The following is a 23,302-nucleotide window of genomic DNA, read 5'->3' as shown; positions in this document are numbered from 1 at the left end:
CGGGAGGCGGTCATGGGCGCGTGGTGGGGTCGGTAGCATCAAGCACCGGCCCGGTCGGGAGTCCCTTCGCCCTCCTTCAGAGCTGAACGCCTGGAGGCACCCGCTCCGTTCCGCCGGTCGACGCAGCCGGAGGTGCCCATGAGTGCGGAGGCGACAAACCCTGCGATGCCGGGCTCCACGACGCCCGGAGTCCACCGCAGACGCACCCGCCCCCGTATCGACCTGCGCCGACTCGGCCGGGCCGCCCTCCTCGGCCCGGCGACACGGGACCGTCTGCCGGACGCCATCGGCCATGTCGTGGAGGCCCATCGGGCGCACCACCCCGAGGCCGACCTCGACCCGCTGCACCGCGCGTACGTACTCGCCGAGTCCTCGCACCGCGGACAGATGCGCAAAAGCGGCGAGCCGTACATCACCCACCCCCTCGCCGTGACCCTGATCCTCGCCGAACTCGGCGCGGAGACCACGACGTTGACCGCGTCGCTGCTCCACGACACCGTCGAGGACACCGAGGTGACGCTCGATCAGGTACGGGACCAGTTCGGCGACGAGGTCTGCTTCCTGGTCGACGGCGTCACCAAACTGGAGAAGGTCGACTACGGCGCCGCCGCCGAACCCGAGACGTTCCGCAAGATGCTCGTCGCCACCGGCAACGATGTCCGCGTCATGTCGATCAAACTCGCCGACCGGCTGCACAACATGCGCACCCTCGGCGTGATGCGCCCCGAGAAGCAGGAACGCATCGCCAAGGTCACCCGCGACGTGCTCATCCCGCTCGCCGAACGGCTCGGCGTCCAGGCGCTCAAGACCGAACTCGAAGACCTCGTCTTCGCGATCCTCCACCGCGAGGAGTACGCGCGCGTCAGCCGTCTCATCATGGACGACGCCGCGCGCGCGAAGAGCCCTCTCGCCGACACCGCCGAAGCGATGCGCGCGGTCCTGCGGGACGCCGACATCGCCGCCGAAGTCCTGATCCGGCCCCGGCACTTCGTCTCCGTGCACCGGGTCTGCCGCAAACGCGGGGAGTTGCGCGGAGTCGACTTCGGGCGGCTCCTCGTCCTCGTGCAGGAGGACGCCGACTGCTACGCGGTCCTGGGCGAACTGCACACCTGTTTCACGCCGGTGGTCTCGGAGTTCAAGGACTTCATCGCCGTGCCCAAGTTCAACCTGTACCAATCGCTGCACACCGCGGTCGCCCGCACCGACGGATCCGTGGTCGAAGTCCTCATCCGTACGCACCAGATGCACAAGGTCGCCGAAGCCGGCGTCGTCGCCCTCGGCAATCCGTACGCCCCCGGCGCCGACGATCCCCTGGACGGGGAGCGTGCCGACCCCACCCGGCCCGGCTGGCTGTCCCGGCTCCTCGACTGGCAGCGCGCGGCCCCCGACTCCGACACGTTCTGGTCGACCCTCCGCGAGGACCTCGCCCAGGACCGCGAGGTCACCGTCTACCGGCTCGACGGCGGCACCCTGGGGCTGCCCGCGGGCGCCAGTTGCGTCGACGCGGCCTACGCGCAGTACGGTGAGGACGCGCACGCGTGTATGGGCGCGCGCGTCAACGGCCGTCTGGCCACGCTCAGTACGGTCCTGCACGACGGCGACACCGTGCAGCTCCTCATGGGCCAGGACACCGCGTCGGGCCCCTCCAAGGAGTGGCTCGACCACGCCAGGACGCCCGCCGCGCGCATCGCCATCGGCCGCTGGCTCGCCGCCCACCCGGAGGACCCCCAGACCCCCGAGACGGCTCCCAGGGCCCCTGTCACGGCGCCCGCCGTGCGTCCGGCCGCCGCGGGAGCCGTCGTCGACCGGGCGGGCGCCTCCGTACGCCTGGCGGGCTGTTGCACACCGGTGCCGCCGGACGACGTCACCGCCTTCGCGGTGCGCGGTGGTGTGGTCACCGTGCACCGCGTGGCGTGTTCGGCCGTGGCGCGGATGAAGAGCGCGGGGCGCGCCGAGGTCGGCGTGCGCTGGGGGGACACCTCCGAGTACCGGGTCACGCTGGTCGCCGAGTCGTTCGGCCGCCCTCATCTGCTCGCCGACCTCACCGAGGCCATCGCCCAGGAAGGCGTCGCGATCGTCTCGGCGACCGTCGAACCGCCCACCCAGCAACAGGTCCGGCACACCTACACGCTCCAACTCCCCGACGCCGCCTCCCTTCCCGGCCTGATGCGCGCCATGCGCAATGTCGCCGGTGTCTACGACGTGAACCGCGCGCAGTACTCGGCGACAGCAGCCCCGTAACAGAACTGACGGACCGTCACTCAACATCGCGCGCCTGTCGTCTGTCGTGTCTCCCGCGCGCGTGCAGGGTGTTGGACGATCTCGTTCGGGTGGGCGCGGCGCGCGCCGTCACGGTGTGGTGCGTGCGCGCTGGTAGCGGTAGTTCATGCTGTTTTTCGCCCGCTCCCGGGCCCCACGACCGTCACGACCCGCGGGCCCCAAAGCTCCCCGCACCAGAGGCGTTCTGCTCGCCGTCGCGACCAGCGTCACGCTCGTCGCCGCGAGCGCGCCCTCACCGGCCGCACCGCTCGGCGTCGGGGACCGCCTGTTCCCGCACCTCGGCAACCCCGGATACGACGTGACGTCGTACGACCTGTCCTTCACCTATCCCGGCGTCAACGACAAGCCGATGGCGGCCGTTACCGTCATCGACGCGCGCGCGACCGCGCGCCTGGAGAGCCTCAACCTGGACTTCTCGCACGGCAAGGTCGGCTCCATCGACGTCAACGGCGCTCCCGCGCGCTTCACCACCGCCGACGAGGACCTGGTCGTCACGCCCTCGCGGCCCGTGCCCGTCGGCGGACATCTCCGGATCGTCGTCCGGCACACCAGCGACCCCCGGCCGGCCAAGGGCACCGACTCGGGCTGGGTGCCGACCAAGGACGGTCTGGCCATGGCCAATCAGGCCGACGCCGCCCACCGCGTCTTCCCATGCAACGACCACCCCTCCGACAAGGCCGACTTCACCTTCCGTATCACCACCCCGAAGAGCCTCACCGCCGTCGCCAACGGGCTGCCCGTCGCCACCGATCGCCGCGCCAGCGCCACCACCTGGACGTACCGCACGCGCCACCCCATGGCCACCGAGCTGGCCCAGGTGTCCATCGGCAAGTCCACCGTCGTGCACCGCGCGGGACCGCGAGGGCTGCCCCTCCGGGACGTCGTCCCGACCAAGGACCGCAAGGTCCTGGAGCCGTGGCTGCGCAAGACCCCGGACCAGATCGCCTGGATGGAGGGGAAGGTCGGCCGCTACCCCTTCGAGACGTACGGGCTGGTCATCGCCGAGGCGAGCACCGGGTTCGAGCTGGAGACGCAGACGCTCTCGCTGTTCGAGCGTGAGCTGTTCGTGCGGCCCGAGATCCCCTCCTGGTACGTCGACGCGATCATGGTCCACGAACTGGCCCATCAGTGGTTCGGCGACAGCGTCAGCCCCCGCACCTGGTCCGACCTCTGGCTCAACGAAGGGCACGCCACCTGGTACGAGGCCCTGTACGCCGACGAGAAGGGCCACTACGCGCTCGACAAGCGCATGAAGGACGCCTACGGGAGGTCGGACGCCTGGCGGGCCGCCGGAGGACCGCCCGCCCACATCAAGGGGCCCGAGGCCGGCCAGAAGATCAGCATCTTCCGCCCGGTCGTCTACGACGGCAGCGCCCTGGTCCTCTACGCGCTGCGCCAGGAGATCGGTCGCCCCGCCTTCGAACGCCTGGAACGCGCGTGGGTGAGCACCTACCGTGACGACACCGCCACGACCGGCGACTTCGTCGACCTCGCGTCCGCCACCGCCGGACGCGACCTCAGCGGGTTCTTCGACGCGTGGCTGTACGGGGCCAAGACGCCGGCGATGCCCGGACACCCGGACTGGAAGCAGCAGGCGCCGACGAAGTAGGACGACCAAGTGGGCGACGGGAAATCCGCGGAGCGGCGGGTCGGAAAACCTGGGTGCCGAGACGGGCCGTGCCGTGCGACCATCGTCAGGTCGACAGCGCGGCCGGCCCGGAGAACGGGACGGCGCCGGGCGGTACGGGATCCCGTGACGGGGAATCCTCGAAGTGCCCCGAGCGTTGTCGGAGTGTCGGGCGAGTGCCCGGCACCGGTGGACGGGCGTCCACCGACCCTCGCAGTCCCCATCGACGTAAGGATCCAATGACCTCCTCTTCTTCCCCTTCCCAGGATGCGCAGAGCTTCGCTCAGAACCACCCCGAAGGTCTTCGGGCCGATGCCCTGATGGAAGAGGACGTCGCCTGGAGCCATGAGATCGACGGGGAGCGGGACGGCGATCAGTACGACCGTTCCGACCGTGCGGCGCTGCGCCGCGTCGCGGGTCTCTCCACCGAGCTGGAGGACGTCACCGAGGTCGAGTACCGGCAGCTCCGTCTGGAGCGGGTCGTACTCGTCGGCGTGTGGACGTCGGGGACCGCGCAGGACGCGGACAATTCGCTGGCCGAGCTGGCCGCACTCGCGGAGACCGCGGGCGCGCTGGTTCTCGACGGTGTCATCCAGCGCCGCGACAAGGCCGACCCGGCGACCTACATCGGTTCCGGCAAGGCCCGTGAGCTGCTCGACATCGTGCTGGAGACCGGCGCCGACACCGTCATCTGCGACGGTGAACTCTCCCCGGGCCAGCTCATCCATCTCGAAGACGTCGTCAAGGTCAAGGTCATCGACCGTACGGCCCTGATCCTCGACATCTTCGCCCAGCACGCCAAGTCCCGAGAGGGCAAGGCGCAGGTCGCGCTCGCGCAGATGCAGTACATGCTGCCGCGACTGCGCGGCTGGGGTCAGTCGCTGTCCCGTCAGATGGGCGGCGGCAAGGGCGGCGGCCTCGCCACCCGTGGCCCCGGTGAGACCAAGATCGAGACGGACCGCCGTCGGATCCGCGAGAAGATGGCCAAGATGCGCCGTGAGATCGCGGCCATGAAGACGGGCCGCGAGATCAAACGCCAGGAGCGACGCCGCAACAAGGTGCCGTCGGTGGCGATCGCCGGGTACACGAACGCGGGCAAGTCGTCCCTGCTCAACCGCCTCACGGGCGCGGGTGTGCTGGTGGAGAACGCCCTGTTCGCCACCCTCGACCCGACCGTGCGCCGGGCCGAGACCCCGAGCGGACGGCTGTACACGCTGGCCGACACCGTCGGATTCGTCCGGCACCTGCCGCACCACCTCGTCGAGGCGTTCCGCTCCACGATGGAGGAGGTCGGCGACTCCGACCTCATCCTGCACGTGGTGGACGGAGCACATCCGGCGCCGGAGGAGCAGCTCGCCGCCGTGCGCGAGGTCATCCGTGACGTGGGCGCCGTCCGGGTGCCCGAGATCGTGGTGATCAACAAGGCGGACGCGGCCGATCCGCTCGTACTCCAGCGGCTGCTGCGGGTCGAGAAGCACTCGATCGCGGTGTCCGCGCGGACGGGAGCGGGCATCGACGAACTGCTCGCGCTCATCGACGCCGAACTGCCCCGCCCCTCGGTCGAGATCGAGGCGCTGGTGCCGTACACCGAAGGCCGCCTGGTCGCCCGTGCCCACAGCGACGGCGAGGTGATCTCCGAGGAACACACCCCGGAGGGCACCCTGCTGAAGGCCAGGGTGCACGAGGAACTGGCAGCGGACCTGGCCCCGTACGTACCGGCGTCGACCGTCCCGTCGGCTCTGGCCTGACCGGCACCCGGCCCGCTTCGCGTCGGTGGCCCGCTCCCCCTCGGGGGAGCGGGCCACCGACGTCACCGGTCAGCCGCCTGTTACCGGCTGCCGTACTTCTCGCTCATCATGTCGAACAACTCCTCGGCACCCGTGCCCAGTTGCGGCCCCGCGAGCCAGGTGTTCCCGGCCGGGCCGATCGACGTGTTCGAGATCAGGACGGTCTTGCCGTCCCGCACCCGGAACCAGCCACCACCGGACGACCCGCCGGTCATGGTGCAGCCGATGCGGTACATCGTCGGCTCACTTGAGTTCACCGTCAGACGGCCCGGCTTGTCGAGGCACTTGTTCATCTGGAGACCGTTGAACGGCGGCGCGGCCGGGTAACCCCAGGCGCCCATGCTGCTCACCGACGGCACGGACGGGGTCGAGAAGTCCACGTCCAGCGCGGCACCGACCGTCTCCTCCAGGGACTTGGTGCCCTGCTGCGGCTTCACATGCAGCACCGCGTAGTCGTACGGAGCGCCGGCGCCGCCCGACGAAGCGCCCTCGGCGATCCACTCGTTGGAGGTCGCGACCCAGTCCGCCCAGTACTGGCCGTAGGGCGCGATCTCCTGCGGCGCGGCGTTGGACAGCTCCGCCTCGGACTTGCCGAGGTCGTTGTAGGCCGGGACGAAGGCGATGTTGCGGTACCAGCCGCCGCCCGTACCCGCGTGCACGCAGTGGCCCGCCGTCCACACCAGGTTGGACTTGCCCGGGTTGCGCGGGTCCTTGACGACCGTGCCCGAACAGACCATCGAGCCCTCGGGCGAGTCGAAGAACACCTTGCCGACCGGGGCGGCGTTCTTGTGGTACGGGGTCTTCTCCGGCTCGGCCTGCACCGGTGCGGGCTCGGGGTCGGTGACGCCCTGGTCGTTCACCGCGTCCTTGGCGGTGATCGTCTTGTTCGGCTCCTTGGCCGACTTCATCCGCTCGGGCTTCCACAGGCCCTCGATGACCGGGTTGACGAAGTCCTTGGCTTCACGCAGCCACTCGTCCTTGTCCCAGTTCTTCCAGCCGCCGTCCTTCCACTGGTCGACGTCGATTCCGTGCTCCTTGAGCCGGTTGGCGAGATCGGCGGGCAACTCGACGCCGCCCGACTCCTTGTCCGTGCCCTTGTCGGCGCCCTGCGACGCGGTCGTGTCGGACGCGCCGCCCGCCTTGTCGTCACTCGAACCGCAGGCGGTGGCGGTGAGCGCGAGCGCCGCGACCAGACCGGTGGCGGCGACGGTACGAATGGAACGCATGGTGCTGTGACCCCCCGTGAGAACGAATGTCTGTCATACGAGATGTGCTGTGCGGTCTGCCTCGGGTGCGCGGTGCCGGTGCCTGGTGTCCAGTGCTCGGTGCTCGCGCGCCCGGAGGCGAGTGGGTTGGGTTGCGTGGGTTGGTGTCATGCGCTTGTCAGATGGGGAGGCGGCTCACCGCCGCGGCTCCCGCGCACGACACCCCACTATGCCCGGACGGACGGGGACGAACGGCGGCGGGGTGGTGAAGATTTCCCGGCCCCGCCGCCACAGCCCTACGTCACCGAAGGTCCGCTCACTGCCCGGCGAACTTGTCGCTCACCGCGTCGTACACGCCCTTGGCCTCCTTGCCCAGGTGCGGCCCCGCCAGCCAGCCGGCGGTCACCGGGCCGATCGACGTGTTCGACACCAGCGCCGGCTTGCCGTCGGAACCCTGCGCGACCCAGCCGCCCCCGGACGAACCGCCGGTCATCGTGCACCCGATGCGGTACATCGTCGGATCCGACTCGGTCAGCGACAGACGTCCCGGCTTGTCCGGGCACTGGTACAGCTTCTGCCCGTCGAACGGCGACGCCGCCGGGTAGCCCGTGGCCGTCATGGTCGCGATCTTCGAGACGGCGGGCGCCTCGAAGTCGACCGGCAGGGCCGAACCCACGGTCTCCTCAAGCGACTTGCCGTCGCCGCCCTTCTCGGGCGTCACATGCAGGACCGCGAAGTCGTACGGGGCACCCTGACCACCCGTCGGACCCCCCTGCTCGATCCACTGCTCCGACGTCTGCGCCCAGTTGGACCACCAGACCCCGTACGGGGCGACCTCCTCGCGCGGCGCGCCCTGCAACTGCGCCGCCGACTTGCCGGCGTCGTTGTACGAGGGCACAAAGGCGATGTTGCGGTACCAGCCGCCGCTCTTGCCGGCGTGCACGCAGTGGCCCGCGGTCCACACCATGTTCGACTTGCCCGGGTTCGCCGGGTCCTTGACCACGGTCGCCGAGCAGACCATCGACCCCTCGGGCCCGTCGAAGAAGACCTTGCCGGCCTCCGCCGCGTTGCTGTGGTACGGCGTCCCCACGGGCTTCGCGTCCACCGGCTCCGGGGTCGGATCGGTCACGCCCTGGTCACCGGAGATGTCGCTGTCGTCGACGCCCTTGTCGGGGTCGTCCGCGTCCCGCATACGGTCCGGGTCCCACAGCCCGGCGATGATCGGGTTGACGAAGTCCTGCGCCTCGCGCAGCCACTTGTCCTTGTCCCAGTCCTTCCAGGCGCCGCCCTTCCACTTGTCCAGGTCGATCCCGTGCTCCTTGAGCCGGTCCTTGATGTCGTCCGGGATCTTGACCTTGCCGTCGCCCGCCTGGGAAGCGGTCGCGGTCGGCTCGCCGCCGGCGTTGTCGTCGCCCGGCCCACAGGCCGTTGCGGTCAGCACGAGTGCCGCGCCGAGTGCGACGGTCGCGGCCACCGGCGTTCTGCGGCGCGCGCTCCTCCCACGGTGTGCGGTGAAGAGCGGGCGTATGGATCGCATGGTGTGACTCCCCCTGGCTTCGGGTGCTCTGTTCTGCCGGACAGCGCGGCCGGTCCGACGGCCGGTCGCCGCCCGGGTCCGGTCCTGCTGAACGGCCCCCCACACTATGCCGGAGCCGTCGGCGCCCGCCGACCGAACAGCAACGGTTCCGTCACAGGCGGCCTGACCTGGTGGCCAACCCGTAACCCGCCCATATGACGCCTTCTCATGTTCGGTCCGGTGCCGGGCTGTCGGCGACCAGCGAGGTCAACGTCCGCTTTCTGTAGGTGAGTTCCACAGGCCCGAGCGGCGCAGGGACTGGGGGCAGTGCAGATAGATCTCATCGATCTCGATCAGGACCGCGAGATCGGGACGCCGGCCCTTCGACGCCATCGCGGCGAAGAAGGGGGCGTCGGTGAGGATGCGGGCCCTGCCGTTGATCCGCAGGACGTCCCCGCTGCCGGGAATCAGATAGAGCAGTCCGGCGTGCGGGTTGGCGAGCATGTTCTGGAGGCTGTCGCCCCGCCGGTTGCCGGGGCGCTCCGGCAGGGCCACGGTGCCGGGATCGACGATGTGGGTGAAGCCGGGGGCGTCGCCGCGCGGGGAGACATCGCAGGCGCCCCGCGCGTCGGAGGTGGCGATCAGGCAGAACGGGGAGCGGGCCAGGAGGGCTTGGTCGTCCTCGTCGAGTCGGGCGTGCACCTTGTCGATGACGATGGGTTGCGGTTCGCCCAGCAAGTCCCTTAGTTCCGCGGGTGAGCGCAGCTCGGTGAAGCCGGGGCGGGAGGTGGCCGTGACGGCGGTTCTGCTGGGCATGGTGACTCCCGGTGGTGGGTGTGGCGGGCGGGCCGGTATCCGTGGACCGGGTGGCCGGGTGGCCGGGTGGCCGGGTGACCGGAGGCGCGTACGCCCTTGATCCGTTGGCCGTACGATCCGTTCGTCAGCGGGACTCGCGCGCCGCGACGGGACCGAGCGACGCCCCGTCCGTATGCGATACCCCGTCCGTACGCGACACCCCACCTGTAGGCGACACCCCCTCCGTAGGCGCCACCCCCTCTGCGGGAGGATCCACAGGAGGAACCGGTCCGGCCGGAACTCGCTCCGTGGACCTGACGCCGTGTCGCCCGATAGGGAGCATGAGGGGCCGCCCCGATACCGGGTCCTTGATGATGCGGCTGTCGAGGCCGAACACGGCGCGGACGTTCTCCTCGGTCAGCACCTCGTGCGGCGGCCCGGCCGCGTGCAGCCTGCCGGACGCGAGGGCGACGACGTGATCGGCGTACCGGGCGGCGAGGTTGAGGTCGTGCAGGACCATCACGACGGTCGTGCCCCGCTCGTGGTTCAGATCCGTCAGCAGGTCGAGGACTTCGACCTGGTGGCTTGCGTCGAGGAAGGTGGTGGGCTCGTCCAGCATCAGGATGTCGGTCTGCTGGGCCAGCGTCATCGCGATCCACACCCGCTGCCGCTGGCCGCCGGAGAGTTCGTCCACGCTGCGGTCGGCGAGCGGCGTGGTGTCGGTCGCCGCCAGGGCCGCCGCCACGGCCGCGTCGTCCTCGGCGGTCCAGCGCGAGAACATCCGCTGGTGCGGATGGCGTCCACGGCCGACGAGGTCGGCGACGGTGATCCCCTCGGGGGCGATCGGCGACTGGGGCAACAGCCCGAGCGTGCGCGCGAGTTCCTTGGCGGGCCGACGGTGCACCTCCTTGCCGTCCAGGACGACGCGGCCCTCGCGGGGCGTCAGCAGTCGGGACATCGAACGCAGCAGCGTCGACTTGCCGCAGGCGTTCGCGCCGACGATCGCCGTGATCCGGCCCGGCGGCACGGTCAGGTCCAGGGACGCGATCACGGTGCGGTCGCCGTAGCCGAGGGTGAGCCGTTCGGCGCTCAGGGAGTGGTGCGTGGTCACAGGGAGCCTCCCGCCCGGTTGGTGCGGATGATCAGATAGACGAGATAGGGCGCGCCGAGCACACCGGTGACGACGCCGACCGGGAAGCGGGTGTCGAAGGCGAACTGGCCGGTGAAGTCGGCGACCAGGACCAGCAGGGAGCCGACGAGACCGGCGGATACGAGCGGTGAGCCGCCTGGGCCGGTGATCCGTGCCGCGATGGGTCCGGACAGGAACGCGACGAAGGCGATGGGCCCGGCAGCTGCCGTGGCGAAGGCGATCAGGCCGACAGCGGCGACGATCACCGTGACGCGGGTGCGTTCGACACGGACCCCGAGGGCCGACGCGGTGTCGTCGCCGAGTTGCATCGCCGACAGGTTCCGGGCCCGCGACAGCAGTACGGGGCACAGCGCCGCCAGCGCCACCGCGGCGGGCAGGGTCTGGTCCCAGGTGGTGCCGTTGAGGCTGCCGGTCAGCCAGCGCATCGCCTCCTGGAGGTCCCATTCGGCGGCCTGCGAAAGCACGTAGGCGACGACACTGTCCAGCATCGCGGCGATCCCGATACCGATGAGCACGAGCCGGGTGCCGACCACGCCGTCCTTGAACGCCAGGGTGTAGACGAGCAGCGCCACGGCGAGCGCGGCGACGATCGCGATCACGGACACCTGTGTCTCGCCGAGGGACAGCGTGACGATCGCGACGGCCGCCGCCGCGCTCGCGCCCGAACTGATACCGATGACGTCCGGGCTGGCGAGCGGGTTACGGAGCATGGTCTGGAAGGTGACGCCGGCAAGGCCGAAGCTGAAGCCCGCCACCACGGCGAGCACCGCCCGCGGCAGCCGCAACCGCCCGACCGTGAACGACGCCCCCGGTACCTGTTCCCCGAGGACCACGCGGACCACGTCGTCGAGCGGGTAGTACGTCTGCCCGGCCATGAGGGTCAAGGTGAACCCGGCCACCACGAGGACGGCGAGCAGCAGGATGACCGTACGGCGACGGAGCGCGCGCCGGGCCCGGCCGCGTGCCACGGCTTTCATGGCCTCCACGGTCTCCATGGCCTCGACGGAGGGTGGCCGAGGGGTGAGAACGACGGTGCTCACAGCGCACGCACCTTCTGTTGGACGGCGCTCATCGGGCACGCCCCTTCTGTCGGACGGCGCTCACAGCGCACGCACCTTCTGCCTACGGACGATCCAGATGAAGAACGGGGCGCCGATCAGCGCCGTCATGATGCCCACGTCGACCTCGGCGGGCCGGGCCACGACCCGGCCGACCACGTCGGCCGCCGTGAGCAGCGCCGCGCCGAGGAGCGCGGCGAAGGGCAGCAGCCAACGGTGGTCCACGCCGATGAGCAGCCGGCAGGCGTGCGGGACGACGAGCCCGACGAAGGAGATCGGTCCGGCGACGGCGGTCGCGGCGCCGCACAGCACGACGGCGCCGAGCGCGGCCACGCCCCGGGCGACGGCGACCCGCTCGCCGAGCCCCGCCGCGAGTTCGTCCCCCAGCGCCAGCGAGTTCAGGGCCTTCGCCGACAGCAGGCAGATGGCGAATCCCGCGCCGAGGAAGGGCAGTACATGCCCGATACGGTCGTAGGAGGCGCCGCCGACGCCACCGATCTGCCAGAGCCGGAAGCCCCCGGCGATGTCGTTGCGGGGCAGCATGACGGCGGTGACCAGCGAGGCGAACGCGGCCGAGGTCGCGGCCCCGGAGAGCGCCAGTTTCAGGGGCGTGGCGCCGCCCCGGCCGAGGGTGCCGACGGTGTACACGAACAGGGCCGACAGTGCCGCCCCCGCCATCGCGACCCACACATATCCGGTCGGCGAGGAGAGCCCGAAGAACGCGACGGCGGTGACCACGGCGAGCGACGCACCCGTGTTGACGCCGAGGATGCCGGGATCGGCCAGCGGGTTGCGCGTCACCCCCTGCATGACGGCGCCCGCGAGGCCCAGCGCCGCGCCGATCAGCACCGCGAGCAGCGTACGGGGGATCCGCTTGCCGGCCGCCGCCTGCTCCAGGGTCGGGGCCCGTGCCCGGAGTCCGGCACGCGGAGCGGGTGGCGGTGGTTGCTCGCCGCCAAGGATCTTCCGATTGCCCGTGATCCCCGGGTGCCCCCGTCGTTGGTATGTACGGGGGAGTCGCTTTCGGCGCTCCCTCCGCGTCAACTCGCCCTCGCCCGGCGGGACATCGCCCCTGTTCAGCGGGAGGAACGACAAACGTGGCCGTGACCGAGCCGGCGTCCGCGGCGATGGCCGCAGCACCCGACCGCAGCGGATCCGAAGGGATCCTGCGCCGCCAGTCGGCGCGCGAATCGGCGGCGCGCACCTACGCCCGCGCCCTGCCCATCGTGCCCGTCCGCGCCCGCGGCCTGACCATCGAGGGCGCCGACGGCCGCCGCTACCTCGACTGTCTCTCCGGCGCCGGCACCCTGGCGCTCGGGCACAACCACCCCGTCGTCCTCGAAGCGATCCGTGCGGTCCTCGACTCGGGCGCCCCCCTGCACGTGCTCGACCTGGCGACACCGGTCAAGGACGCCTTCACCACCGAACTGTTCCGCACGCTGCCCCACGGCCTCGCCGAACACGCCCGCATCCAGTTCTGCGGGCCGGCCGGGACGGACGCCGTCGAAGCCGCCCTGAAACTGGTCCGCACGGCCACCGGCCGTGAGGGCCTGCTCGCCTTCACCGGCGCCTACCACGGGATGACGGCAGGGGCGCTCGAAGCATCCGGGGGAGCGCGCGACGTACGGGTCACCCGCCTGCCCTATCCGCAGGACTACCGCTGCCCCTTCGGAACCGGCGGCACCCGCGGCGCCGAACTCTCCGCGCGCTGGACCGAGAACCTCCTCGACGACCCCAAGTCCGGCGTACCCGACCCCGCCGGGATGATCCTCGAACCCGTCCAGGGCGAAGGCGGCGTCATCCCCGCACCCGACGACTGGATGCGCCGGATGCGCGCCCTCACCGCCGCACGCGGCATCCCTCTCATCGCCGACGAGGTTCAGACCGGCGTCGGCCGCACGGGTACCTTCTGGGCCGTCGAACACAGCGGCGTCGTACCGGACGTCATGGTTCTCTCCAAGGCGATCGGCGGCAGCCTCCCCCTCGCCGCCGTCGTCTACCACGACGACCTCGACGTCTGGCCCCCCGGCGCCCACGCCGGAACCTTCCGCGGCAACCAACTCGCCATGGCCGCCGGCGCCGCCACCCTCGCCCACGTCCGTGAGAACCGGCTCGCCGAACGCGCCGGCATCCTCGGCGCCCGCATGCTCGCCCAGCTGCAGGGCCTCGCGGCCGAACACCCCTGCGTCGGTGACGTACGCGGCCGGGGCCTGATGATCGGCCTCGAACTCGTCGACCCCGCCGCCGAGGACCTCACCGCCCCCGGCCCTCCGCCCGCCGCACCCGAACTGGCCGCCGCCGTCCAGCGTGCCTGCCTGCGCCGCGGCCTCATCGTCGAACTCGGTGGCCGTCACTCCAGTGTCGTCCGCCTCCTTCCCCCGCTCACCCTCACCGACGAACAGGCGTCCGCCGTCCTCGACCGTCTCGCCGACGCCATCGCCGAGACGTCCCGCGACCACCCCCTCTGACCGGCGACGCCACCGGCCTCCACCCGCTCCACCCCTCGGAAACGCCCCGGACGACTGAACGGCCCCGGGCCCGTCCCGCACAGGCCCGAACACCCCCCAAGGAAGCGCACTTGAACGCCACCCCCGCACCCGACGGCCGCCCCGACCCCCACGCGCCCGGTGCGTGCGCCACCGGGACCTCGTCGGTGACGGAGCCCGAGACCGTCCCCCGGCAGCTGGGCGGGAGGCCCAAGGCGGAGCGCCTGCACGGCGCCACCGCGGACCTGTTGGAACACCCCGATCCGCGCACGGCCGCCCAGGTCGCGGCCATCGAGAACCTGCTCCGCTGCTGGGTACGCGAGGCCGGCCTCACCGCCCCCGACCACGGCACCCTCCGCATCCCGCTCCCCGCCGCCGGCACCGCCCTGCTGGTCCCGATCCAGTACTGGTCCACCACTGGCTGGCACCGCTTCGGCCTGCCCTACCTGGAGGACGGCCCCGAAGCCGCACTCCCCGTCGACGCCGTGACCCTGGCAGTCCTCCTCTCGCGCGAAACAGCCACCGGGGGCGACGGCGCCGCACACGGTGGCGCAGCAGACGACGGTGCAGCAGACAACGGCGCCGTGGACGCAGGGTCCGCGGACGAGGGCACCGCTGGTTCCGCAGCCGACACCGCCCGCATCCCTGCCGACACCGGTGCCCATGGCCCACCCCTCACCCACACCGCCCCCACCCCCGGCGGAGACCTGGCCGTCCGAGTCGCCGATTCCGTACGCCGCACCGCCACCTTCCTGGCCGACCGCCGCCACCGCCCCGCCGACGGCACCGACCTCTTTCTCTCCGCCGAACAGTCCCTCCTCCTCGGCCACCCGCTGCACCCCACACCGAAGAGCCGCGAGGACCTGTCCGCCGCCGAATCCGCCCTGTACTCACCCGAGTTGCGTGGCTCCTTCCCGCTGCACTGGCTGGCCGTTGCCCCGTCCCTCCGCGCGTCCGACTCGGCCTGGACCGAGCGCGGCCGTACCGTCCCCGCCGAACACCTCACCGCCCGCCTAGCCGGCGCCGACCTCCCGCTGCCCGCCGGGTACGCCGCCCTGCCGATGCACCCCTGGCAGCTGCGTGACATCACCCACCGCGCGGAGAACGCGGCACTCTTCGACGCGGGCCTGCTGCGCGACCTCGGACCCCACGGCGCCGCCTGGTACCCCACCTCCTCCGTTCGCACCCTGTACCGCCCCGGCGCCCCCGCCATGCTCAAGCTGTCCCTCGGTCTCCGGATCACCAACTCCCGTCGTGAGAACCTCCGTAAAGAACTCCACCGCGGCGTCGAGGTCCACCGGCTCCTGCGCACCGGACTCGCGGGGCGCTGGCAGGCCGCCCACCCCGGCTTCGACATCGTCCGCGACCCCGCCTGGCTAGCCGTTGACGGCCCGGACGGGGCACCGTTGCCCGGACTCGACGTGATGATCCGGCACAACCCCTTCGCCCCCGGCGACGACGCCACCTGCGTCGCAGGACTCGTCTCGCCGCGCCCCTCAGCCCCCTTCCCGACTCCGGCTCCTGCACTGTCCGACACGCCATTCCCTAGCCACGGTCCAATGCGCTCCCGACTCGCCGAGACCGTGATCCGGCTCGCCGGCCGCACCGGCCGCCCCCGCGGCGCCGTCGCCGCCGAGTGGTTCCTGCGCTACCTCCAGTACGTCGTCCGGCCCGTGCTCTGGCTCGACAGCGAGGCGGGCATCGCCCTGGAGGCCCATCAGCAGAACACCCTGCTGATGCTGGACCGCGACGGCTGGCCCGTGGGCGGCCGGTACCGCGACAACCAGGGCTACTACTTCCGCGAGTCCCGACGCGCCGACCTCGAACGACAGCTCCCCGGTATCGGCTCCCGGAGCGACACGTTCGTCTCCGACGAGGTCACCGACGAGCGCTTCGCCTACTACCTCGCCATCAACAACGTCCTCGGCCTGATCGGAGCCTTCGGCTCCCAACGCCTCGCCGACGAAGGACTGTTGCTGGCCGCCTTCCGCCGCTTCCTCACCGACGCCGCCACCGGCCCGAACAGCCTGCGCTCACCCCTGCCCGCCCACCTCCTCGACTCACCCGCCCTCCGCTGCAAGGCCAACCTGCTCACCCGCATCCACGGACTCGACGAGCTGATCGGCCCGGTCGACACCCAGTCCGTCTACGTCACCATCTCCAACCCCCTTCATTCCTGAGGAACATGAACCACCTCACCTCCTGAGAGGAACGCCGCCGTGCCCCCGACCGACGCGAGCGCCGACACCGGAACCGAGTCCGCATCCGAAACCCGGGGCGGGCTCGACCCCGATTCCGGACCGGACAGCGAGGACACCCTCGAACTGCGGCTGCCCGACGACCTCATCGCGCTGTTCACCGCGTCCTCGGCGGCACCCGGCGTCCCGTCGGAGGGCGAGGTCGACCACGGCCGCGCCCCGGCACCCGGCGACGGATCCCACTCCGCCTGGTCGGCACCCGCCCCGCACGGCACACCGGAGCCCCACTACCGCGAACACCGGGACGACCTCCTGGACCATGTCGCCTCATGGGGCCCCGCCGTCACCTCCGCCGGAGCGTTCCGGCTCGAACCGGTGCGCACCGACCGTGATCTCCCCCTCCTCACCCGCTGGATGAACGACCCCGCCGTGGCCGCCTTCTGGGAGTTGGACGGTCCGCCGAGCATCACTGAGGCACATCTGCGACCCCAACTGGACGGCGACGGTCGCAGCGTCCCCTGCCTCGGCCTGCTCGACGGCACCCCCATGAGCTACTGGGAGATCTACCGCGCGGACCTCGACCCCCTGGCCCGCCACTATCCCGCTCGTCCCCATGACACCGGAATTCACCTCCTCGTCGGTGGCGTCGCCCATCGAGGGCGCGGTCTCGGCACCACCCTGCTCCGGGCCGTCGCCGATCTCGTCCTCGACCACCGCCCCTCCTGCGCACGCGTCATCGCCGAACCCGACCTGCGCAACACCCCCTCCGTGGCCGCCTTCTTGAGCGCCGGCTTCCGCTTCGCCGCCGAGGTCGAGCTCGGTGACAAGCGGGCCGCGCTCATGGTCCGTGACCGTGCCCTTCGCGCTCTGCTGTGAGCCCGTCACTCCTGCCCGTCACTCTTGGTACACCGCCCGCCCCGATCCGGTTCCCTTCCGAGGAGTCCCCGTGCCGAATCCCTTCGCCGCCCCACTCCCAGGCAACTCGTCCGAGCTGTACGACCCACCCGAACTGACCCCGGAAGGGTGGGAGCGAGCGGGGAGGCGGCTGCTCGCGAAGATGCTGGGGGAGTTCGCGTACGAGGAGATCATCACGCCGGTACCGGTATCCGGCCCGGAAACCGACCCCGACTCCTGGGCGTGGCGCCGGGACCTGGCGGAGGCGCGAGCGCAGGAAGCGGCGCCGGACCGGGCAGTCGGACGGGACAGGGAAGCCGGACGGGACAGGGAAGCGGCACGAGATCGGGCAGCGGCACAGGACCGGGCAGCGGCACGGGATAGGGGAGTGGCGCGGGATGAGGCTCCGGCACCGGACCGGGCAGCCGCACGGGATCAGGCGCCGGCACAAGAACACGCCGCCCCCCGGACCGTGAGAGGCAACGTTTCGCCTGCGGCACCGGACGGCCCGTCGGCCGCCCCGGAGTGCGTGTACACCGACTACACCCTCACCCTCGACACCCCCGCCACCCGCCTCGGCTTCCGTGCCCGCCGCACCGCGTACGGCAGTTGGCAGGTCGACCCCGGCGCCGTGATGCTCGCCGAGGGCGACGGCGGCATCCGTCCTCTCACCGATCCGCTCGAATTCCTGGTCAAGGCCCGCCGCACCCTCGGTATCGACGGTGCCACGCTCGGCCATGTCATCCGCGAGCTGACGACGACCCTCGCGGCCGACGCCCGCCTCGACCACACCGCCGCATCGGCCGCGACCCTCGCCGACCTCTCGTACGCGGAACTCGAAGGCCACCAGACCGGGCACCCCTGGCTCGTGCTCAACAAGGGTCGTATCGGGTTCTCCGCCGCGGATACGGCCCGCTGGGCGCCGGAGGCCCGCCGTCCGGTGACGCTGCCCTGGATCGCGGTCCACACGGACATCGCCACCTACCGAGGCGTGTCCGGCCTGTCCACCGCCGACCGTCTCTTCGCCGCCGAACTGTCCCCGGCCACCCGCGTGACCTTCGCGGACACCCTCCACGCGCGCGGGGTCGATCCGGAGGACTACCTCTACCTGCCGGTCCATCCCTGGCAGTGGGACGACGTCGTGCTCCCCCTGTTCGCGCCGTCCGTGGCCGCCGGCGCGATCATTCCGCTGCCCACCGACGGCGACGTACGCCTGCCGCAGCAGTCCGTCCGCACCTTCCTGAACACGTCGCACCCGGCGCGTCACACGGTGAAGCTGCCGCTGTCCGTCCTCAACACCCTGGTCTGGCGCGGCCTCCCCACCGAGCGCACCCTCGCGGCCCCCGCGGTCACCTCCTGGATGCTCGGCCTGCGCGACGGCGACCCCTTCCTCAGGGACGAGTGCCGGGTCATCCTCCTGGGGGAAGTCGCGTCCGTCACCGTCGAGCACCCGGTCTACGACGCACTGCGCGAGGTCCCGTACCAGTACAAGGAGTTGCTGGGCGCGATCTGGAGGGAACCCGTCGGGCGGTACCTGGCACCGGGGGAACGCGCGCGTACCCTCGCCTCGCTGCTGCACACCGACCCGCGCGGGAGGGCGTTCACGGCGGAACTCGTCGAGCGCTCCGGACTGGCACCGCACACCTGGCTGCGGCATCTCTTCGCCGCCGTGCTGCCCCCACTGCTGCACTTCCTGTACCGGTACGGGACCGTCTTCTCGCCGCACGGTGAGAACGCCGTGGTCGTCTTCGACGAGCGGGACGTGCCGGTCAGGCTCGCCGTCAAGGACTTCGTGGACGACGTCAACGTCAGCTCCGAGCCGCTGCCCGAACACGCCACGATGCCCGACGACGTCCGCGAGGTCCTCCTCACCGAGCCGCCGGCCTTCCTGACGCAGTTCATCCATTCCGGTCTCTTCGTGGGCGTCTTCCGCTATCTCGCCCCCCTGTGCGAGCGGCAGCTGGATGTGCCGGAGGACGAGTTCTGGTCACTCGTCCGGGCGGAGATCCTGCGCCACCATGCCCGCTTCCCCGAGCTGAAGGAGCGCTACGAGACGTTCGACCTGCTCACGCCCCGTATCGCGCGACTCTGCCTCAACCGGAACCGGCTCCACCTGGACGGCTACCGCGATCGGGCCGAGCGTCCGCACGCCGCTGTTCACGGCACCGTTCCCAACCCCCTCCACCCCGCTTGATCGCCCCGATGTCAGTGCCGCACCGTAGGGTGGTCGGCCTATGACGAAGCCCTCTCTTCCCGATCTCCTGCACGCCGCCGTCACCGCTGTCGGAGGCACGGAGCGCCCTGGCCAGGTGAGCATGGCCGAAGCCGTCGCCGAGGTGATCGACGACAGCTCGCATCTGCTGGTCCAGGCGGGCACCGGCACCGGAAAGTCCCTCGGCTATCTCGTGCCGGCGCTGGCCCACGGGGAGCGGGTCGTGGTGGCCACGGCCACGCTCGCGTTGCAGCGCCAGCTCGTCGAGCGGGACCTGCCGCGCACGGTGGACGCGCTCCATCCGCTGCTCCGACGGCGCCCGGATTTCGCGATGCTCAAGGGCCGCTCGAACTACCTGTGTCTGCACCGCCTGCACGAAGGGGTGCCGCAGGACGAGGAGGAGGGCCTGTTCGACCAGTTCGAGGCCGCGGCCCCGACCAGCAAGCTGGGCCAGGACCTACTGCGGCTGCGGGACTGGTCTGGCGACACCGAGACGGGCGACCGCGACGACCTCACGCCCGGCGTCTCCGACCGGGCCTGGGCACAGGTGTCGGTGTCCTCGCGCGAGTGCCTGGGCGCGACGCGCTGCGCGTACGGCCAGGAGTGCTTCGCCGAGATGGCCCGGGAGCGGGCCAAGCTCGCCGAGGTCGTCGTCACCAACCACGCGCTGCTCGCGATCGACGCGATCGAGGGCGCCCCGGTCCTGCCGGAGCATGAGGTCCTGATCGTCGACGAGGCCCATGAGCTGGTCTCCCGGGTCACCGGGGTCGCCACCGGGGAGCTGACCCCCGGGCAGGTCAACCGCGCGGTCAGGCGGGCCGCCAAGCTTGTCAACGAGAAGGTCGCCGACCAGCTCCAAACCGCGGCAGAGGGCTTCGAGCGGGTCATGGAGCTGGCCCTCCCGGGCCGCCTGGAGGAGGTCCCCGAAGACCTCGGCTATACCCTGCTCGCCCTGCGCGACGCCGCGCGGAACGTCATCTCGGCGCTCGGCTCCACCCGCGACAAGTCCGTCCAGGACGAGGACGCCGTCCGTAAGCAGGCCCTCGCGTCGGTCGAGTCGGTGCACGACGTGGCGGAGCGGATCACGAACGGCTCGGAGTACGACGTCGTCTGGTACGAGCGCCATGACCGCTTCGGGGCCTCCCTGCGCGTCGCCCCGATGTCCGTGTCCGGGCTGCTGCGCGAGAAGCTCTTCGCGGACCGTTCGGTCGTCCTCACCTCGGCGACGCTCAAACTCGGCGGCGACTTCAACGGCGTGGGTGCCTCACTGGGGCTCGCCCCGGAAGGGACCGCGGGCGCGTCGGGCGGGGAGAGCGACGACCTGCCCGTATGGAAGGGCCTCGACGTCGGCTCCCCGTTCGACTACCGCAAACAAGGCATCCTCTACGTCGCCAAACATCTGTCCCGGCCCGCGCGCGACGGCGACCGGGGCGACATGCTCGACGAACTCACCGAGCTGATCCAGGCGGCCGGCGGCCGTACGCTCGGCCTGTTCTCGTCCATGCGGGCCGCGCAGAACGCCGCGGAGGAACTGCGGTCACGGATCCCGGAGTTCCCGATCCTTCTCCAGGGCGAGGAGACGCTCGGCGAGCTGATCAAGAACTTCGCGGCGGACCCCAAGACCTGCCTGTTCGGCACCCTGTCGCTCTGGCAGGGCGTGGACGTACCGGGCGCGAGCTGTCAGCTCGTCGTCATGGACAAGATCCCGTTCCCGCGTCCGGACGACCCGCTGATGAGCGCCCGGCAGAAGGCCGTGGAGGACGCCGGAGGCAATGGCTTCATGGCGGTGGCCGCCACGCACGCGGCGCTGCTGATGGCACAGGGAGCGGGCCGGCTCGTCCGGGCCATGGGCGACCGGGGCGTCGTGGCCGTGTTGGACTCCCGGCTCGCGACCGCGCGGTACGGCGGTTATCTGCGGACGTCACTCCCGGAGTTCTGGTACACCACGGACCCCAACCAGGCGCGCCGGTCCCTGGCGGCGATCGATCTGGCGGCGGTCGACGCGGAGGTGCGGGGGCGGGATGCGGGCGACGCGGAAGGCACCGAGGACGAGGTCGGGACCGGGGACGACGCCGTGTAATGCTACGTGGCGCCGCGTAACGCCACGTGGCAGCAGCGGGCATGTACGTGGCGGCGGCGGGCACAAAAAATCAGGCCCCGGAACCGGCGCAGGAGGTTCCGGGGCCCGTCAGGGGTGCGGGTTCAGATCCGCCGCAGTACCGCCACGACCTTGCCGAGGATCGTCGCCTCGTCACCGGGAATCGGCTGGTACGCGGAGTTGTGCGGCAGCAGCCAGACATGGCCGTCCTCGCGCTTGAAGCGCTTGACCGTGGCCTCGCCGTCGAGCATGGCGGCGACGATGTCGCCGTTCTCCGCGACCGGCTGGCGGCGGACCGTCACCCAGTCACCGTCACAGATGGCGGCCTCGATCATCGAGTCACCGACGACCTTCAGGACGAACAGCTCACCGTCGCCCACGAGCTGCCGGGGGAGCGGGAACACATCCTCGACGGACTCCTCCGCGAGGATCGGGCCACCGGCGGCGATGCGGCCGACCAGCGGGACGTACGACGCGGCCGGCTTGCCCGCCGTGTCGGTGGGCTGTGCGGTGGCCTGGTCGGAACCACGGACCTCGTACGCCCGGGGCCGGTGCGGGTCGCGGCGCAGGAAGCCCTTGCGCTCCAGTGCCATCAGCTGATGCGCCACGGACGAGGTGCTGGAGAGGCCGACCGCCTGCCCGATCTCGCGCATGGAGGGCGGGTACCCCCGGCGCTGCACGGAGTCCCTGATGACCTCGATGACGCGGCGTTGCCGGTCCGTGAGACCCGAGCTGTCCGCCCGGATGCCGGGAGGTCGGCCCGGCAGGGAGCGGGTGGGCTTGGGCCCCTCCTGGTTCGTGGCCGCGTCATTCATGGCATGCACCGCCTCGACGAGTCGGCCCTGGGCGCGGTCCTGGGCAGTGATGGTGGCACTGTCTGCGGTGGTGGTCACGTCGGCCCCTCTCGAAATGGTCTCCCTAGCTAGCCAACGGTAGTTGCTTTCGAAAGGTTGCGCCAAACACACGTTCGAGTGAAATATTGCAAAGCACCCACCGCGATCACATGTCCAGGTGTATAGCTGGCCCTCAACGCTTCGGGCAATTCGGTTGATTACGGTACGCTTCACGGCTGGATGTCAGCCCCTGCGGCGGATGCCCCAGTCTGCCATCAGTGCCCCCGTCGATGCGGCACCACCCCCGTATCGGCAGGCCGCCGAATCCGCCCCGTCGAGCGCGACACGGCCGGAATCCGACCGCGCGCGGATGCGCACCGTCGCGGACCCGCTACCGTCGGACGCGGCGACACGCTATGGCGAGGAATTTACCGTCAAACCCCAGATCTAGTGGTTGGATTGCAACAGCAGCCCAGAAGTTGTGGTCCCCGAGTCTCTCGCGGCTCAGGTCATCGCCTATGCTGGGACCTGCTTCGAGGGGCCCACAGGGGCCTTCGAAGGCTCTGAGTCATGCCGTGAGGGAGGGTTGGACGTAATGCACTGCCCCTTCTGCAGGCACCCCGACAGCCGCGTCGTCGACAGTCGCACCACCGACGACGGGACGTCGATCCGCAGGCGCCGTCAGTGCCCCGACTGCTCCCGTCGTTTCACGACCGTGGAGACCTGCTCACTGATGGTGGTCAAGCGCAGCGGCGTGACCGAGCCCTTCAGCCGTACCAAGGTCATCAACGGCGTGCGCAAGGCGTGCCAGGGACGACCGGTCACGGAGGACGCTCTCGCCCAGCTCGGCCAGCGGGTCGAGGAGGCGGTGCGTGCCACGGGCAGCGCCGAGCTGACCACCCACGATGTGGGACTGGCCATACTCGGACCACTTCAGGAACTCGACCTCGTCGCCTACCTGCGCTTCGCGTCCGTCTACCGGGCGTTCGACTCGCTGGAGGACTTCGAGGCCGCCATTGTCGAACTGAGGCACGAGCGGGAGCAACTGATCACCGCGGACCCGGACGGAGCGGGCGCGGAACGCGAAGCGAAAGAACGCGGGCCCGGAGGGACTGTCGAAGTCCCCGTGCCCGCCACCGTCACCGACTGACGGACGCGCCGGA

At 71.0% G+C, this 23,302-nt stretch carries 16 protein-coding genes; 9 read left to right on the top strand and 7 right to left on the bottom strand.

What is annotated here, in order from left to right; genetic code table 11:
* Positions 1-138 precede the first annotated feature (138 nt).
* The 3 genes from ACFVT5_RS20115 (at position 139) to hflX (ending at position 5,655) form a co-directional block, all read left to right on the top strand.
* Positions 139-2,241, top strand: coding sequence for a RelA/SpoT family protein (locus ACFVT5_RS20115; RefSeq protein WP_389889280.1), 2,103 nt, complete (start codon positions 139-141; stop codon positions 2,239-2,241).
* Positions 2,242-2,386: 145 nt separating this feature from the next.
* Positions 2,387-3,889 (top strand): M1 family metallopeptidase, encoded by a 1,503-nt coding sequence (locus ACFVT5_RS20110; RefSeq protein WP_389889277.1) that lies wholly within the window; start codon positions 2,387-2,389, stop codon positions 3,887-3,889.
* 257 nt (positions 3,890-4,146) lie between these two features.
* Entirely contained in the window at positions 4,147-5,655 is a 1,509-nt protein-coding gene (gene hflX / locus ACFVT5_RS20105; RefSeq protein ID WP_389889274.1) for a GTPase HflX, read from the top strand.
* An 80-nt stretch (positions 5,656-5,735) separates the two neighbouring features.
* On the opposite strand, the gene ACFVT5_RS20100 is transcribed toward hflX, so the two are convergent.
* The 6 genes from ACFVT5_RS20100 to ACFVT5_RS20075 all read right to left on the bottom strand — a co-directional run bounded on the left by ACFVT5_RS20100 (position 5,736) and on the right by ACFVT5_RS20075 (position 12,399).
* Positions 5,736-6,920 (bottom strand): trypsin-like serine peptidase, encoded by a 1,185-nt coding sequence (locus tag ACFVT5_RS20100; protein WP_389889271.1) that lies wholly within the window; start codon positions 6,918-6,920, stop codon positions 5,736-5,738.
* 295 nt (positions 6,921-7,215) lie between these two features.
* Positions 7,216-8,436: a trypsin-like serine peptidase gene (locus ACFVT5_RS20095; protein WP_389889268.1), complete on the bottom strand. Its 1,221-nt coding sequence runs from the start codon at positions 8,434-8,436 to the stop codon at positions 7,216-7,218.
* A gap of 246 nt (positions 8,437-8,682) precedes the next feature.
* Entirely contained in the window at positions 8,683-9,231 is a 549-nt protein-coding gene (locus ACFVT5_RS20090) for an MSMEG_1061 family FMN-dependent PPOX-type flavoprotein (RefSeq protein WP_389889264.1), read from the bottom strand.
* Positions 9,232-9,355: 124 nt separating this feature from the next.
* Positions 9,356-10,321: an ABC transporter ATP-binding protein gene (locus ACFVT5_RS20085; RefSeq protein WP_389889260.1), complete on the bottom strand. Its 966-nt coding sequence runs from the start codon at positions 10,319-10,321 to the stop codon at positions 9,356-9,358.
* A complete protein-coding gene (locus tag ACFVT5_RS20080) occupies positions 10,318-11,400 on the bottom strand; it encodes a FecCD family ABC transporter permease (protein WP_389889257.1) in 1,083 nt (360 codons plus the stop codon). Before ACFVT5_RS20080 ends, ACFVT5_RS20085 begins: the two co-directional genes overlap by 4 nt.
* A 60-nt stretch (positions 11,401-11,460) precedes the next feature.
* Entirely contained in the window at positions 11,461-12,399 is a 939-nt protein-coding gene (locus tag ACFVT5_RS20075; RefSeq protein WP_389889455.1) for a FecCD family ABC transporter permease, read from the bottom strand.
* 116 nt (positions 12,400-12,515) lie between these two features.
* On the opposite strand from ACFVT5_RS20075, the gene ACFVT5_RS20070 reads away from it, so the two are divergent.
* From ACFVT5_RS20070 to ACFVT5_RS20050, 5 genes are all read left to right on the top strand, one after another.
* Positions 12,516-13,886: a diaminobutyrate--2-oxoglutarate transaminase family protein gene (locus tag ACFVT5_RS20070; RefSeq protein ID WP_389889254.1), complete on the top strand. Its 1,371-nt coding sequence runs from the start codon at positions 12,516-12,518 to the stop codon at positions 13,884-13,886.
* Between the two features lie 110 nt (positions 13,887-13,996).
* Positions 13,997-16,084 (top strand): IucA/IucC family protein, encoded by a 2,088-nt coding sequence (locus tag ACFVT5_RS20065; protein ID WP_389889251.1) that lies wholly within the window; start codon positions 13,997-13,999, stop codon positions 16,082-16,084.
* A gap of 39 nt (positions 16,085-16,123) precedes the next feature.
* Positions 16,124-16,978, top strand: coding sequence for a GNAT family N-acetyltransferase (locus tag ACFVT5_RS20060; protein ID WP_389889248.1), 855 nt, complete (start codon positions 16,124-16,126; stop codon positions 16,976-16,978).
* 70 nt (positions 16,979-17,048) lie between these two features.
* On the top strand, positions 17,049-19,190 hold the full coding sequence (locus ACFVT5_RS20055) for an IucA/IucC family protein (protein ID WP_389889245.1): 2,142 nt from the start codon (positions 17,049-17,051) through the stop codon (positions 19,188-19,190).
* Between the two features lie 40 nt (positions 19,191-19,230).
* A complete protein-coding gene (locus ACFVT5_RS20050) occupies positions 19,231-21,288 on the top strand; it encodes an ATP-dependent DNA helicase (RefSeq protein ID WP_389889242.1) in 2,058 nt (685 codons plus the stop codon).
* Positions 21,289-21,410: 122 nt separating this feature from the next.
* On the opposite strand, the gene lexA is transcribed toward ACFVT5_RS20050, so the two are convergent.
* Entirely contained in the window at positions 21,411-22,199 is a 789-nt protein-coding gene (lexA, locus tag ACFVT5_RS20045; RefSeq protein ID WP_389889239.1) for a transcriptional repressor LexA, read from the bottom strand.
* A gap of 535 nt (positions 22,200-22,734) precedes the next feature.
* Here lexA and nrdR point away from each other — a divergent pair.
* Positions 22,735-23,289 carry a transcriptional regulator NrdR gene (gene nrdR / locus ACFVT5_RS20040; protein WP_389889236.1) on the top strand — a complete coding sequence of 185 codons (555 nt, stop codon included), beginning with the start codon at positions 22,735-22,737 and terminating at the stop codon, positions 23,287-23,289.
* Positions 23,290-23,302 lie beyond the last annotated feature (13 nt).

The organism is Streptomyces sp. NPDC058001, from assembly GCF_042886315.1.
GTDB lineage: Bacteria > Actinomycetota > Actinomycetes > Streptomycetales > Streptomycetaceae > Streptomyces.
The sequence above is the reverse complement of the archived record's forward strand: the minus strand, read 5'-3'. Positions and strand labels throughout refer to the sequence as shown.